At 58.7% G+C, this 13996-nt stretch carries 14 protein-coding genes and 1 pseudogene; 8 read left to right on the top strand and 7 right to left on the bottom strand.

Translation table 11 applies throughout. From position 1 onward, the window contains the following. Positions 1-23: 23 nt before the first annotated feature. On the top strand, positions 24-428 hold the full coding sequence (locus AWU82_RS21995; RefSeq protein ID WP_003229628.1) for an acyl-CoA thioesterase: 405 nt from the start codon (positions 24-26) through the stop codon (positions 426-428). A 57-nt stretch (positions 429-485) separates the two neighbouring features. After that, entirely contained in the window at positions 486-1385 is a 900-nt protein-coding gene (locus tag AWU82_RS21990; protein WP_064379776.1) for a D-hexose-6-phosphate mutarotase, read from the top strand. Between the two features lie 49 nt (positions 1386-1434). On the opposite strand, the gene AWU82_RS21985 is transcribed toward AWU82_RS21990, so the two are convergent. From AWU82_RS21985 to purE, 4 genes are all read right to left on the bottom strand, one after another. Next, the gene (locus AWU82_RS21985) at positions 1435-1971 is read right to left on the bottom strand and encodes a DUF3299 domain-containing protein (protein ID WP_064379774.1); all 537 of its coding nucleotides are present in this window, start codon (positions 1969-1971) and stop codon (positions 1435-1437) included. Between the two features lie 103 nt (positions 1972-2074). Next, entirely contained in the window at positions 2075-2320 is a 246-nt protein-coding gene (locus tag AWU82_RS21980; RefSeq protein ID WP_003229635.1) for a GlsB/YeaQ/YmgE family stress response membrane protein, read from the bottom strand. Positions 2321-2433: 113 nt separating this feature from the next. Further along, complete coding sequence (locus tag AWU82_RS21975) at positions 2434-3516, bottom strand: 5-(carboxyamino)imidazole ribonucleotide synthase (protein ID WP_011336621.1); 1083 nt, start codon at positions 3514-3516, stop codon at positions 2434-2436. 10 nt (positions 3517-3526) lie between these two features. Then, positions 3527-4018: a 5-(carboxyamino)imidazole ribonucleotide mutase gene (gene purE / locus AWU82_RS21970; RefSeq protein WP_007954291.1), complete on the bottom strand. Its 492-nt coding sequence runs from the start codon at positions 4016-4018 to the stop codon at positions 3527-3529. A gap of 505 nt (positions 4019-4523) precedes the next feature. Between purE and AWU82_RS21965 the strand changes: the two genes are divergently transcribed. Beyond that, complete coding sequence (locus tag AWU82_RS21965; protein WP_064379771.1) at positions 4524-5138, top strand: zinc metalloprotease; 615 nt, start codon at positions 4524-4526, stop codon at positions 5136-5138. 97 nt (positions 5139-5235) lie between these two features. Here the strand turns inward: AWU82_RS21965 and AWU82_RS21960 are convergent, their stop codons facing one another. Continuing rightward, complete coding sequence (locus AWU82_RS21960) at positions 5236-6147, bottom strand: LysR substrate-binding domain-containing protein (protein ID WP_064379769.1); 912 nt, start codon at positions 6145-6147, stop codon at positions 5236-5238. A 180-nt stretch (positions 6148-6327) separates the two neighbouring features. Between AWU82_RS21960 and aspA the strand changes: the two genes are divergently transcribed. The 3 genes from aspA to AWU82_RS21945 all read left to right on the top strand — a co-directional run bounded on the left by aspA (position 6328) and on the right by AWU82_RS21945 (position 10747). Further along, positions 6328-7752: an aspartate ammonia-lyase gene (gene aspA, locus AWU82_RS21955; protein WP_039765095.1), complete on the top strand. Its 1425-nt coding sequence runs from the start codon at positions 6328-6330 to the stop codon at positions 7750-7752. Positions 7753-8194: 442 nt separating this feature from the next. Next, on the top strand, positions 8195-9640 hold the full coding sequence (locus tag AWU82_RS21950) for an alanine/glycine:cation symporter family protein (RefSeq protein ID WP_011336625.1): 1446 nt from the start codon (positions 8195-8197) through the stop codon (positions 9638-9640). Between the two features lie 99 nt (positions 9641-9739). Next, a complete protein-coding gene (locus AWU82_RS21945; protein WP_064379767.1) occupies positions 9740-10747 on the top strand; it encodes an asparaginase in 1008 nt (335 codons plus the stop codon). A gap of 75 nt (positions 10748-10822) precedes the next feature. On the opposite strand, the gene AWU82_RS21940 is transcribed toward AWU82_RS21945, so the two are convergent. Further along, positions 10823-11296 (bottom strand): hypothetical protein, encoded by a 474-nt coding sequence (locus tag AWU82_RS21940; RefSeq protein ID WP_190241494.1) that lies wholly within the window; start codon positions 11294-11296, stop codon positions 10823-10825. 508 nt (positions 11297-11804) lie between these two features. Here AWU82_RS21940 and AWU82_RS21935 point away from each other — a divergent pair. Continuing rightward, positions 11805-11951 (top strand): annotated as a pseudogene (locus tag AWU82_RS21935) (asparaginase); the annotation flags it as partial. 139 nt (positions 11952-12090) lie between these two features. Here AWU82_RS21935 and AWU82_RS21930 read toward each other — a convergent pair. Next, a complete protein-coding gene (locus tag AWU82_RS21930; protein WP_011336627.1) occupies positions 12091-12555 on the bottom strand; it encodes a hypothetical protein in 465 nt (154 codons plus the stop codon). A gap of 396 nt (positions 12556-12951) precedes the next feature. Here AWU82_RS21930 and AWU82_RS21925 point away from each other — a divergent pair, with 396 nt between their 5' ends. After that, positions 12952-13947: an AraC family transcriptional regulator gene (locus AWU82_RS21925; protein ID WP_064379764.1), complete on the top strand. Its 996-nt coding sequence runs from the start codon at positions 12952-12954 to the stop codon at positions 13945-13947. Positions 13948-13996: the final 49 nt, after the last annotated feature.

Genomic DNA, 13996 nt, shown 5'->3' with positions numbered 1-13996 from the left:
TCACGGGTCAGAGGCCCCCCGGCATGATAGAGCTAGAACAAGAAGATCCGATCCCGCAAGGCGACCTGGCTTTGCAAATCACCGCGCTTCCCCGCGAAACCAACGGCTTCGGCGATATTTTCGGCGGATGGCTGGTGGCACAGATGGACCTGGCCGGCACGGCCATGGCCAGCCGTGTTGCCGGTGGCCGTGTCGCGACCGTTGCCATTGATCGCATGGCGTTTCTGGTCCCGGTGGCCGTCGGCGCGCAATTGTCCTTTTATACCCAGACCCTGGAAATCGGCCGCAGCTCGATCCAGATGATGGTCGAGGTGTGGAGCGACGACCCGCTGTCCAGCGAGTGGCGCAAGGTGACTGAAGCGGTGTTTGTGTTCGTTGCCATCGATGGCAGCGGTCGCACCCGCTCGGTTCCGCCACGCGCACGTTAAACCTCGCGACCGTTTCACGGTCGATAGTCGTCCAAGTTGCTGATCGAGAGTTGCCCCATGAACACGCCCAACGTTGAAGCCGTGAAACTGGATGAACTGAACTGCTGGCGCATCCGCCACGGTCAGGCCGAAGTGCTGGTGGCCCAGCAAGGTGCGCACATTCTCAGTTATCAGATCGATGGCCAGCCGCCGATCATCTGGCTCAACGACAAGGCCGTGTTCCAGACCGGCAAAAGCATCCGCGCCGGTGTGCCGGTGTGCTGGCCGTGGTTCGGCAAGTTCGAACGCAACCCGCAGAGCGTGCAGGCCATGTACACAGGTGCGCAACCAGCCCCCGCGCACGGCCTGGTGCGGGCAATGGATTGGGAGCTGGGCGGCATCGAATCAGAGGCTGACGGCGTCAAGGTCGAATTCAGGCTGCCCCGTCCCGAAGGCGGACTGCCGGGCTGGCCGCATCAGGTCGATCTGACCCTGACCCTGCACTTGTCCGAGCAATTGCAGTTCAGCCTGACCAGCCACAACCGTGGCAACGACACCGTCAGCCTCAGTCAGGCGTTGCACACGTATTTTTCCGTCAGCGACGTGCGCAACGTGCGCGTCGCCGGCGTCGATGGCTTGAACTACATCGAGACCCTCGACGACTGGAAGACCTGCACCCAGCAAGGCGACCTGCACTTTGCCGGCGAAACCGACCGCATCTATCTCGACGCCCCGCCGCAACTGAGCATCGTCGACCCGGCCTGGGAGCGGCGCATTGTGCTGACGGCTACCGGCTCGCGCACAGCGGTGATCTGGAACCCGTGGATCGACCGCGCAGCGGCGCTCAGCGACATGGACAACGACGGCTGGCAGCGCATGCTGTGCATCGAGACGGCGAACGTGATAGACGATGTCGTGACACTGGCACCGGGCGCTAGTCACACGATGGGTGTCCGCATCGGCAGCCAGCCACTCTGAAAACAAAAATCGCAGCCCCGGGGCTGCGATTTTCGTTTGCGGCTGTGTATTACAGATCAGATTCCTGCACCACCCGCACCTTGTCCGCTTCCAGCGCGTACGCCGCATCGGCCAGATCATTGCTGACCTTTTCGATCTTCAGCGTGCCGGTCACCCACAGCGGTGTGTAGATGTCATCCAGCTTCAAGCCCTTTGGATAGCGCACCAGCACCAGTTGATTCGGTGGCGGTGGCGGCACGTGGATGCACGCGCCCGGATACGGCACGAGGAAGAACAGCGTGCTGCGACCCTTGGCGTCGGATTCCAGCGGCACCGGATAACCACCGATGCGGATGTGTTTGTCGTTCATCGACGCCACGGTCTTGGTCGAATACATCACCGCCGGCAAACCTTTGGCCTGCTTCATCCCGCCTTTCTGGGTGAAGGTGCCGGTGGCTTCCGGAGAGTTGTGGTCGATTTCAGGCATGGCCTCAAGGGCTTTCTGGTCCGACTTGGGCATCAGTTCCAGCCAGTCGGTTTCCGGCAGTTCGCCGGCGTGGGCCAGACCACTGCCCAGCAAAAGGAGAGTCAACAGAAGACGGCGCATGAAAGTGCTCGGTAAAGGATGCTCGAATAGGGAGGGAACGCTGAATCGCCGAGCATTCTAGCCCTCCCCGCCGGATTGGCAGAGAGGGCTTTGTCGCTTTGGATCAGTTCTTTTTGATCAGGCCGTAGATCACCAGCAGCACGATCGCGCCGACCAGTGCGCCGATGAAGCCTGCGCCCTGACCGGCCTGATAGATGCCCAGGGCCTGGCCGCCGTAGGTGGCTGCCAGCGAACCGCCGATACCGAGCAGGATGGTCATGATCCAGCCCATGCTGTCATCGCCCGGTTTCAGGAACCGCGCCAGCAGGCCGACAATGAGGCCGATAAAGATGGTTCCGATAATTCCCATGGCATTTCCCTCTGAATGGTAGATATGCGATGAAGCCTAGCCAGACTTTCGCATCCTGCCATCAGAGAACGGCGGCCCCTTAATGGTTCCGCCGCTGCCAGATGAAACTGTCGTTACTCGGCGATCAGCGCTTCGACCTTGAGGATCTGTTGCTCGAGAGTTGCCTTGTCCTTGCAGCGCAGGTTGGCGTGACCGACCTTGCGCCCGGCCTTGAAGGCCTTGCCGTAGTGATGCAGGTGGCAATCGTCGATGGCGATGACTTTTTCAACCGGCGGAACAACGCCGATGAAGTTGAGCATCGCGCTCTCGCCGACCTTGGCGGTCGAACCCAGCGGCAGACCGGCAACGGCCCGCAGATGGTTTTCGAACTGGCTGCACTCGGCGCCTTCGGTGGTCCAGTGCCCGGAGTTGTGCACGCGCGGTGCGATTTCGTTGGCCTTGAGGCCGCCGTCGACTTCAAAGAACTCGAACGCCATCACACCGACATAATCCAGCTGCTTCAGCACGCGGCTGGAATAATCTTCGGCCAGGGCCTGGAGCGGGTGATCGGAGCTGGCGACCGACAGCTTGAGGATGCCGCTGTCGTGGGTGTTGTGCACCAGTGGATAGAACTTCGTCTCGCCATCGCGGGCGCGCACGGCGATCAGCGACACTTCGCCGGTGAATGGCACGAAGCCTTCCAGCAGGCAAGGCACGCTGCCCAGTTCGGCGAAGGTACCGACCACGTCTTCCGGCTTGCGCAGGACTTTCTGACCCTTGCCGTCGTAACCCAGAGTGCGGGTTTTCAGCACGGCCGGCAGGCCGATCGACGCGACGGCGGCGTCCAGGTCGGCTTGCGACTGGATGTCGGCGAACGCCGGGGTCGGAATCCCCAGGTCCTTGAACATGCTCTTTTCGAACCAGCGGTCGCGAGCGATGCGCAGCGCTTCGGCGCTCGGGTAGACCGGCACAAATTGCGAAAGGAACGCCACGGTTTCGGCCGGAACGCTTTCGAACTCGAAGGTCACCAGGTCGACTTCATCGGCCAACTGGCGCAGATGATCCTGATCGCCGTAATCGGCCCGCAGGTGTTCGCCCAGCGCAGCGGCGCACGCGTCCGGCGCAGGGTCGAGGAAAGCGAAGTTCATGCCCAGCGGAGTGCCCGCCAGAGCCAACATGCGACCCAACTGGCCGCCACCGATTACACCGATCTTCATCTCAACAACCTCAGGCAATACGTGGGTCTGGATTGTCCAGGACGCTGTCTGTCTGCTCGGCACGGAAGGTTTTCAGTACCGCGTGGAATTGTGGATGCTTGGCGCCCAGGATGCTCGCCGACAGCAGCGCTGCGTTGATCGCGCCGGCCTTGCCGATGGCCAGAGTGGCGACCGGAATACCGGCCGGCATCTGCACGATCGACAGCAGCGAGTCGACGCCCGAGAGCATCGCCGACTGCACCGGCACGCCCAGCACCGGCAGGTGGGTCTTGGCCGCACACATGCCTGGCAGGTGGGCTGCGCCACCGGCACCGGCGATGATCACCTCGATGCCGCGGCCTTCAGCCTCTTCGGCGTACTGGAACAGCAGATCCGGGGTGCGGTGGGCGGAAACCACCTTGACCTCGTACGGGATGCCGAGCTTTTCCAGCATATCGGCGGTGTGGCTAAGGGTGGACCAATCGGACTTGGAGCCCATGATCACGCCAACCAGTGCACTCATCGTCGCGCCTCTTCTCTCTGGGCGCCCGCAGGCGCGTCAAAAACAACAAGCCACGCAGAATGCGTGGCTTGTTGTAGGAAAAATGGCCGGACGAACCGGCCGAAGGCCGCGCAGTATACCGCAAAGAAAGCAATAAACAGCCCCCGTCGCGACCATCTGTCATCTGAACCTAACCACACATTTTGCTGACTCGAGGTTCAAGAATACTGCTTCGTTTTTTCCCACGGGAAACATGATCAACAGGTCGAATGGAGAGCGCACTCAAATTTCCGCATGAGTTCATGTAATAAAAATCAAAATATTCCCAAGAGCCACAATAAAATTTAAATGATATACAACCAAGCATGAAACAAAAAAACAGAGAGCCCACCAAAAACAAAAACTTATATTGCACAGCAACAAATCCATATTAAAAGCACTTCCAAAATCACAACGGCAGGACAGTCGGCACCATCAGGCCTGCCCGTCACTATCAAGTAAATTGCAATCATCCAAGGAACGGAACATGGCCAAACAGCCTTTAACACTGAATGTCTTCATCCATGAGGACTTATCGGACGACAGCAGACGAGACTTGTACAACACTCATTTTTCCTGGTTTACCGACGAAATCCAGAAACTTTCTGGCCGCAAGCTATCAGTCAATATGTTCACCCCGTCAGAAGCAGAAACCTTGAGTGGTTTTGATTATAAAAAAATATCTGCCGCCAGTTCTTTGGACGCTTGGGCAGAAAAACTAAGAAGCCATTTCGGCTCCGTGCTCCTGCAAGACTCGCACACAAGATTCAACAAGTATCTATTACTGACCCGCGACAATATAAACCCGAGCACAATGGGAATTGCACAAAGCAAGGGTTACGCGGGTATATCCTCGATAAGAAGCGACATGGTTCCTGCTCACGAAGCAGGCCACATGTTCGGCGCGACTCATGAAGACAGCGAAATCCTGTACAACGGCTGGTGGAGCGAAACAATCATGAGTGATGATGATTTCTCACCACTTCGAAGCAATGCCAACCGCTTCAGTGATAAAAACAGAGAGAACATTCGCAATTACCTGGACAAACCGATTGCACAGCGGGCCGTGCCGCGCCCCCAAGACGACTGGGACGACGATTGAACTGATGCAAACCTGCCGCATCCCACGAGCTCTCGTATTTTAATAAAGCTCACCCGGCTTGGCAGAGGCGAAAAACAACATTCGCCTCTGCTTTCACTCAGTTATTGCCACTCGCTGCACCGCCTTCCAGCTTGCGCCACAACAACCGCACATTGGCCTTGCGCACCAGCGCGCAGCGGTACAGGCGGATCTCCAGCGGCACATGCCATTGCGCGCCGCCGCAGACCACCAGTTCGCCACGGGCCAGTTCGGCTCGTACGCTCAGTTGCGGAACCCAGGCGATACCGAGGCCTTCCAGCGCCATGCTTTTCAGACTGTCGGCCATGGCGGTTTCATAGATCGTGGTGAAACGCAGCTGACGCTGGCGCAGCAAGCCATTCACAGAACGCCCGAGAAACGCCCCGGCGCTGTACGCCAGCAGCGGCACACTGCCCTCGCCTTCCAGATCGAACATCGGTTTGCCGTCGGCATCCGCCGCGCACACCGGGAGCATTTCGGTCTGGCCCAGGTGCAGCGACGGGAAGATTTCCGGGTCCATCTGCATGGCGGCGTCCGGGTCATAGAACGCCAGCATCAGATCGCAACCACCTTCCCGCAGCGCGTGAACCGCGTCACCGACGTTGGTCGCTACCAGCCGCGTGGCAATGTTCAGGCCTTCGTTGCGCAGTTGAGCGATCCAGCGCGGGAAGAATCCGAGCGCCAACGAATGCGCCGCTGCGACCTGGATCACTTCGCCTTGCCCACCTTCGAGGTGATGCAAATGGCGCAACACCTCACCGAGCTGTTCGACCACGGTGCGCGCGGTCACCAGGAACAGTTGTCCCGCCGCCGTCAGCTCGATCGGCGTACGCGAGCGGTTGACCAGCGTCAGTCCGAGAGCCGCTTCCAGGCTGCGGATCCGCCGACTGAACGCCGGCTGGGTCACGAAGCGCCGTTCGGCCGCCTGCGAGAAGCTGCGGGTGGCGGCCAGAGCACTGAAGTCCTCGAGCCATTTGCTTTCCAGATTCATCACGTCCTCCCGGACACGCACCAAAACAGGTCACACGTCTGCCGCGCACGCGGCGTCACACGGGCATTATGCCGAATGTGCATAGGGCAGTGTTTAACAGCATTGGCCCAAAAATTCCCACAAGCCTAGCATTCGCAGCGTTCCGGCACAGACCGGGTCCATATCGAGATGATTTCTATCATGTCCTCCGCTGCATCATTCCGCACAGAAAACGACCTGCTTGGCACCCTCGAAGTCCCTGCTCAAGCGTATTACGGCATCCAGACCCTGCGAGCGGTGAACAACTTCCGTCTCTCCGGCGTTCCGATTTCGCACTACCCGAAGCTGGTTGTCGGTCTGGCGATGGTCAAACAGGCTGCCGCTGACGCCAACCGCGAGCTGGGTCACCTGAGCGAAGCCAAGCACGCTGCCATCAGCGAAGCCTGTGCCCGTCTGATCCGCGGCGATTTCCACGAAGAGTTCGTGGTCGACATGATTCAAGGTGGCGCCGGTACCTCCACCAACATGAACGCCAACGAAGTGATCGCCAACATCGCGCTGGAAGCGATGGGTCACCAGAAAGGCGAATACCAGTACCTGCACCCGAACGACGACGTGAACATGGCGCAGTCGACCAACGACGCCTATCCGACCGCGATCCGTCTGGGTCTGCTGCTGGGTCACGACGCGCTGCTGGCCAGCCTCGACAGCCTGATTCAGGCGTTCGCGGCCAAGGGTGAAGAATTCAATCACGTCCTGAAGATGGGCCGTACCCAGCTGCAAGACGCCGTACCGATGACCCTGGGTCAGGAATTCCGTGCTTTCGCCACCACCATGGGCGAAGACCTGGCCCGTCTGAAGACGCTGGCCCCGGAACTGCTGACCGAAGTGAACCTGGGCGGTACCGCGATCGGCACCGGCATCAACGCCGACCCGCGCTACCAGGCCCTGGCCGTACAGCGTCTGGCGCTGATCAGCGGTCAACCGCTGGTTCCAGCCGCCGACCTGATTGAAGCCACTTCCGACATGGGCGCCTTCGTGCTGTTCTCCGGCATGCTCAAGCGCACCGCGGTCAAACTGTCGAAGATCTGCAACGACCTGCGCCTGCTGTCCAGCGGCCCGCGCACCGGCATCAACGAAATCAACCTGCCGGCGCGTCAGCCAGGCAGCTCGATCATGCCAGGCAAGGTCAACCCGGTAATCCCGGAAGCCGTGAACCAGGTGGCATTCCAGGTCATCGGTAACGATCTGGCGCTGACCATGGCAGCCGAAGGCGGCCAACTGCAACTGAACGTGATGGAGCCGCTGATCGCCTTCAAGATCCTCGACTCGATCCGCCTGCTGCAACGCGCCATGGACATGCTGCGCGAGCACTGCATCGTCGGCATCACCGCCAACGAAGCGCGCTGCCGCGAACTGGTCGAACACTCGATCGGTCTGGTCACCGCACTGAACCCGTACATCGGCTACAAAAACGCCACCCGCATCGCCCGTATCGCCCTTGAAAGCGGCCGCGGCGTGCTGGAACTGGTGCGCGAAGAAGGTCTGCTCGACGAAGCCATGCTCGCCGACATCCTGCGCCCGGAAAACATGATTGCTCCGCGTCTGGTTCCGCTCAAAGCCTGAGCCGACGCGTGACGTGTAGCACCGCTCACCAGGTCGAGGGACTAGACACCTCTCACCTTTTGAGGGCTTGGGGAGCATTCCCCGAGCCCTTTTTTTTAACTGTTTGAACCTGAGAACCGTATGTATGGAAGCTGGCTGCAAACCGGCTCCCAGACAAGCCCGACGCCGGTAACGTCGGGTGTTTCAAAGCTTCGTTTCGTCGCTTGCACCACAACCGTGCAGACGGGCGCCGCACTGATCGGTATAGTGCCGCCCCTCTTCGCGTGAGCGGTCGTCGGTAACGAGGCCATAACCCATGCGAAACCCGAACTAATAACAAACCCGCGATATGGATCCGGGACGAAACCCTCGCCTCGCCCGTTGTGCCGCACGCACACCGGTGTAACGCGATGTTTCTGACCATCCAGCATTTGCTTAAACAATAAACAGCGAGGAAAAATCCATGCTCGAAGTCATCAACGACTTCCTCTCAGGGAAAGTACTGATCGTGCTCATTGTCGGGCTCGGTAGCTACTTCACGATTCGCTCGCGTTTCGTTCAATTGCGCCACTTCTTCCACATGTTCGCGGTGTTCCGCGACAGCCTCAAAGGCAGCGCCGGGCAACTCAGCTCGTTCCAGGCCCTGATGCTCAGCCTCGCCGGCCGCGTCGGTGCAGGCAACATCGCCGGTGTCGGCATCGCCGTGACCCTGGGTGGTCCGGGGGCGGTGTTCTGGATGTGGGTAACCGCTCTGGTCGGCATGTCCAGCAGCTTCTTCGAATGTACGCTGGCCCAGGTCTACAAGCGTGCCGATGGCGACGGCCTGTACCGTGGCGGTCCGGCTTACTACATCCAGCACGGCCTGAAGCTCAAAGGCATGGCGGTGGTGTTCTCGATCCTGCTGCTGGTCACCTACGGCTTCGCCTTCATCGGCCTGCAGTCCTACACCGTGACCCACTCGCTGCAAAACGCCTTTGCCTTTGATCCGCAACACACCGGTATCGTCCTGGCAGTGCTGCTGGCCATTACCTTCATCGGCGGCATCAAGCGCATCGCTTCGGTGTCCGACCTGCTGGTGCCGATCAAGACCCTGGCCTACATCGGCGTGACCCTCTACGTGATCGGCACCCAGATCGAACACGTGCCAGCCATGCTGGTCACCATCTTCAAAAGCGCCTTCGGTCTCGACCCGGCCTTCGGCGGCCTGCTCGGCAGCGCGATTGTCATGGGCGTGAAGCGTGGCGTGTTTGCCAACGAAGCGGGCCTGGGCAGTGCGCCGAACGTCGCCGCCGTGGCCGCCGTGAAGCACCCGGGCGCTCAAGGCGTGGTTCAGGCGTTCAGCGTGTTCCTCGACACCTTCGTGATCTGCACCTGCACCGCGCTGCTGATCCTGCTGTCGGGCTTCTACACCCCGGGCTTCGAAGGTGACGGCATCGTCCTGACCCAGAACTCGCTGGCCGCCGTGGTGGGTGACTGGGGCCGCATGTTCGTCAGCGTCGCGCTGTCGCTGTTCGTCTTCACTTGCATCCTCTACAACTACTACCTGGGCGAAAACAGCCTGCAGTTCCTCACTCGCAACCGTGCTGCGCTGATGACCTTCCGCGGCCTGGTGCTGGCGCTGGTGGTCTGGGGTTCGATGCAAGACCTGTCGACCGTATTCGCCTTCGCCGACATCACCATGACCTGCCTGGCCTTCGTCAACCTGATGGCCCTGGCCCTGCTGTTCAAGGTCGGCATGCGCGTGATGCGCGACTACGATGCGCAGCGCCGCGCCGGCGTCGACCAGCCGGTATTCGACTCCAGCAAGTTCAGCGACCTGGATCTGGACCTGAAAGCCTGGCCTGCCAATCCGTCGGCCGACACCCAGGCCAACGCTCAGCCGCAAGGCATCCCGGCAGCGCAACGCTGATCGGGTAAAAACCGGGCGCAGATCCTGCGCCCGGCGTGACACAAGCAGCGGTCGGCGTCATGCTCGACCGCATGCTGTCCTCGTTCAGGAGAACTCCCCATGAATTCCTCGACCTACCCTGCCGCCCAGCACGTCATGGTGCTGTACACCGGTGGCACCATCGGCATGCAGGCCAGCGCCAATGGCCTGGCTCCGGCGTCCGGTTTCGAAGCGCGGATGCGCGATTACCTGCACAGCCAGCCGGAGCTGGTGGTGCCGCAGTGGCGCTTTCGCGAGATGTCGCCGCTGATCGACAGCGCCAACATGACCCCGGCCTACTGGCAGCAACTGCGTGAAGCGGTGGTCGACGCCGTCGATGTGCAAGGTTGCGACAGCGTGCTGATCCTGCACGGCACCGACACCCTGGCCTACAGCGCCGCCGCCATGAGCTTCCAGCTGCTCGGCCTGCATGCCCGCGTGTGCTTCACCGGTTCGATGCTGCCGGCCGGCGTCACCGACAGCGACGCCTGGGAAAACCTCAGCGGCGCACTGGTCGCCCTCGGTCACGGCCTGGCGCCGGGCGTGCATCTGTATTTCCACGGCGAACTGCTGGCGCCGACCCGTTGCGCGAAAGTGCGCAGCTTCGGCCGTCATCCATTCAAGCGCCTGGACCGTCAGGGCGGCGGCGTGAAAGCCACTTCCCTGCCGGCAGCGCTGAACTACAACCAGCCCAAGCAACTGGCCAGGGTTGCGGTATTGCCCCTGTTCCCGGGCATTGGCGCCCAAATCATCGACGGCCTGCTCGACAGCGACATTCAGGGCCTGGTGCTGGAATGCTACGGCAGCGGCACCGGGCCGAGCGACAACCCAGAGTTCCTCGCCAGCCTCGGCCGGGCGCGGGACAGCGGCGTGGTCGTGGTGGCGGTCACGCAGTGCCATGAAGGCGGTGTGGAACTGGATGTGTACGAAGCCGGCAGCCGCTTGCGTGGTGTCGGTGTACTGTCGGGTGGGGGCATGACGCGGGAGGCAGCGTTCGGCAAGTTACACGGGTTGCTGGGGGCAGGACTCGAAGTAACAAACATTCGGCAGCTTGTGGAACTGGATCTCTGTGGAGAACTGTCTTTGTAACTTGGTTTGTTCTGCAGTCAACTGATCAATGATGAACAAAAATACCCCTCCTTACTGCCAATGGAGGGGTATCAACTATTTCACCTGAACAATAAAAAGATGCGCCTTCAATTTTGCCGTTTCAGGATTTTGCGGATTACCTCGATAAACTGTTGCATCAACGTCGCATTCATACTTTCCCGTGACGCTGTCAAACGTTGCATTTGAAAGCCTTGTTGTGTCCGCCCACCAACGCGCCTCAGCAACACTAGGCTTCGTATTTAAATATTCGCGCTTACTCATTTGAAGAGTATAGGTGCTCAATTTCAGCGCTGACTCCGGGATCTCAAGGTTAAAATCAGAATGCTTGCTCTTAAATATAAAAATTATACTTGTTCCGTGTTGACCATTATTTACCACAAAAGAGTTGGCATCAGAGAGTAAGGATTTGTTATCTACTGCCCCTTCAACGCGCCCCTCAGTTGCAGGATTCTTTCCATTTCCATATTTTTCCCATATCTCTTCCATATCATCCCATTGAGCTTCGACATCACTATCTTTCGAACTCATTTCCCATTCTCCTCTATTGAAAAACTTCACAGACATTACGACTGCAAACTTGAGCGTAGCCCCAGAAAAATACAAATCAAATAAAAAAACGAAAATCAAGAAAACCAGTAACTAAACGACCAGCGGTGCACTTATATTTAAAAACCTGTTACTTCTGACAGTCGTCAAAAGAGCAATCTCGCATTAAGTTAAACAGGCGGGAGCCATGACCCTATAACTAACAAATCAATCTGGTCTCCTCTGTTAACTTTAATTAGCGCAAACAACTGAAACCGGCAGGTGGCATGTAATTTGCCCCTTCAAAGTTGTATTCGCTCAGGACATTCCCATGCTCCACTCCCACCTCACCACCCTCAACGCCGTCTCCCTGATGCTCATCACCTTCAGGGATCAGGGCCTGTCCAGCGAAGCGCTGCTGGCCGGCAGCAGCATCGGTGCGGCGGAACGAGTCGCCCTCGGCCACGGCCTGGCGCCGGGCGTGCATCTTCGTGGTTGCGGTCACGCAGTCGAAGCGGGCAGCCGCTTGCGTGGTGTGGGCATGCTGTCCGGTGGCGGGATGAATCGTGAGGCAGCGTTTGGCAAGTTGAATGCCTTGCTGGTGGGGGCAGGCCTTGAAACGGCCGAAGTACGACGTCTGGTCGAACTCGATCTATGAAGTGAGCTAATCTGATTCGACGTACAAACCTGCAGCCGGATAGATATGGCCCTGCCCCAATGGATGTTAGGGGGCAGGGTCAATAGACCTGGACAACTCCACAGGCTTCTCGCTCTCGATACGTGAAGATTTGCGTTAATCACTTGATGCTGAAAATGCCGTCTTTTAACTGTTTGATCGTGCTGTCTGGATGAGCGAACTCGGCCTCCACGATTCCGTAAAAATATCCGCCGATGGGATCCCGATTTATTTGGATGACCCCGCTCGTAGCAATATTATGTTCATCTTTGTAGATAGCTTGAATGGACCCGTACTCTTCTGGAATACGAACCTTTTTTCCAAGATCTTTTGCATCAATGAAGAACGCGATCGTTTGCTCGAGTTTATTGTCAGGACCCAAAATGGCGAAAGCAATCAAAATATTACTTTCAGGGTCAAGCCTGTAGGCAGAGAGCCTGACATCTTGCCCATCACGATTTATCTTAATCTCGCCCTCAAGCGCGTTTTTCGCGATTAGATCGATTTTTTTATTCAGATCTTCAAAAGATTTCATTGCCTGATTCTCCGTAGGGATAAAACTGGATTTCACATCTGTTACTGCCATGGTTCAGTCTATGAATTTGCCAGAATGAAAGCCGTCAACCCATTGCCAACTCCAGATTGATCGTACTCCAACAGGCCGAATCCAGTGACACGACCATTCGAAAATAGATGCGGAAGTGCACCAAGTCAAACCAAAAACCGCTCCCGACAAACGGTACACTTTACGGGAAAAACCTGTAACTTCTGACAGTAGCCAGCAAATATCAAATAATATAAATTAATTGAGCGCCGCTCTAACTTATTACTGCCAAATTTCTATTTTTGCTTGTGATGAGCATTTAAAAAACAACAAATCGTCCAACTAACGAATCGGGCAAAGTTATCTTGCTGATTTTCGACAGCTGTCGCCGGCACATAACTTGCTCGCCTTTCCGGCACCGCCCGGCTGGAAGATCCTATGCTTCACTCCCACCTCACCACCCTCAACGCCGTCGCCCTGGTGCTCAACACCTTCAGGGATCAAGGCCTGTCCAGCGAAGCACTGCTCGCCGGCAGCGGCATCAGCGCGGCGGATCTAAGCCGGGCCGACACCCGCATTACCACCAATCAGGAGATGCAGGTCTGCGCCAATGCGGTCGCGCTCAAGCACGACATCGGCCTGGAGCTGGGCCGGCGCATGCATGTTTCCTGCTACGGCATCCTCGGTTACGCGCTGCTGACCTGTGCCACCTTCGGTGACGCTTTGCGGCTGGCGATCCGTTATCCGGCGCTGCTGGGAACACTTTTCGAACTGAGCCTGGAAGACGACGGCGAGCGCGTCTGGTTCGTCGCCGCCGATTATCGCGAGAGCCCGGCGATGGCGGTGTTCAACGCGGAGTTCTGTCTGGTGTCGCTGAAAGTCATCTGCGACGACCTGCTCGGCCATCCGCTGCCATTGCTGGCCGCGCGCTTCGAACACGCCGCGCCGGATTACCGCGACAGCTACGCCGATCACTTCAAGGCGCCCCTGCACTTCGGCGCCAAGGACAACGCCTTCGCCTTCGACCGGCGCTGGCTCGACCAGCCGCTGCCGCTGGCCGACATCATCACCCACCAGGCCATGGCCGAACGCTGCCGCAAACAGAACACCGAGTTCACCGGCCGCCAGGCGTGGCTGGGGCGGATCCGCCAGTTGCTCAGTGCGCAACTCAATGCCGCACCGGGCCTGGAAGGTCTGGCGCAGCAGATGAACTGCTCGCCGCGCACCCTGCGCCGGCATCTGAAGGACATGGGCTGCAGTTATCAGGAGCTGCTCGACGAGCTGCGTTTCGAGCGGGCCAAGCAGATGCTTTGCGAAGATCAACTGCCGATCTACCGCATCGCCGAAACCCTGGGTTTCAGCGAGACCGCGAGCTTTCGCCATGCGTTCGTGCGCTGGAGCGGTGTGGCACCGAGTCAGTTCCGGCCACACTGATACTTACTTTACGGGAGCTGACTGGCCAGCGATGGCGTCGACACACTCG

The organism is Pseudomonas glycinae (assembly GCF_001594225.2).
GTDB classification, from domain to species: Bacteria; Pseudomonadota; Gammaproteobacteria; order Pseudomonadales; family Pseudomonadaceae; genus Aquipseudomonas; species Aquipseudomonas glycinae.
Note: the sequence above shows the minus strand (reverse complement) of the source record. Positions and strands in the feature narration are given on the sequence as shown.

Bases quoted from the DNA above. Each gene is read 5' to 3' on its own strand.
- AWU82_RS21950 (WP_011336625.1), top strand. From the start codon at position 8,195: ATGCTCGAAGTCATCAACGACTTCCTCTCAGGGAAAGTACTGATCGTG.
- AWU82_RS21975 (WP_011336621.1), bottom strand. From the start codon at position 3,516: ATGAAGATCGGTGTAATCGGTGGCGGCCAGTTGGGTCGCATGTTGGCT.
- AWU82_RS21985 (WP_064379774.1), bottom strand. From the start codon at position 1,971: ATGCGCCGTCTTCTGTTGACTCTCCTTTTGCTGGGCAGTGGTCTGGCC.
- AWU82_RS21940 (WP_190241494.1), bottom strand. From the start codon at position 11,296: ATGAGTTCGAAAGATAGTGATGTCGAAGCTCAATGGGATGATATGGAA.
- AWU82_RS21990 (WP_064379776.1), top strand. From the start codon at position 486: ATGAACACGCCCAACGTTGAAGCCGTGAAACTGGATGAACTGAACTGC.
- AWU82_RS21930 (WP_011336627.1), bottom strand. From the start codon at position 12,555: ATGGCAGTAACAGATGTGAAATCCAGTTTTATCCCTACGGAGAATCAG.
- AWU82_RS21965 (WP_064379771.1), top strand. From the start codon at position 4,524: ATGGCCAAACAGCCTTTAACACTGAATGTCTTCATCCATGAGGACTTA.
- purE (WP_007954291.1), bottom strand. From the start codon at position 4,018: ATGAGTGCACTGGTTGGCGTGATCATGGGCTCCAAGTCCGATTGGTCC.
- AWU82_RS21980 (WP_003229635.1), bottom strand. From the start codon at position 2,320: ATGGGAATTATCGGAACCATCTTTATCGGCCTCATTGTCGGCCTGCTG.
- AWU82_RS21925 (WP_064379764.1), top strand. From the start codon at position 12,952: ATGCTTCACTCCCACCTCACCACCCTCAACGCCGTCGCCCTGGTGCTC.
- aspA (WP_039765095.1), top strand. From the start codon at position 6,328: ATGTCCTCCGCTGCATCATTCCGCACAGAAAACGACCTGCTTGGCACC.
- AWU82_RS21945 (WP_064379767.1), top strand. From the start codon at position 9,740: ATGAATTCCTCGACCTACCCTGCCGCCCAGCACGTCATGGTGCTGTAC.
- AWU82_RS21960 (WP_064379769.1), bottom strand. From the start codon at position 6,147: ATGAATCTGGAAAGCAAATGGCTCGAGGACTTCAGTGCTCTGGCCGCC.
- AWU82_RS21995 (WP_003229628.1), top strand. From the start codon at position 24: ATGATAGAGCTAGAACAAGAAGATCCGATCCCGCAAGGCGACCTGGCT.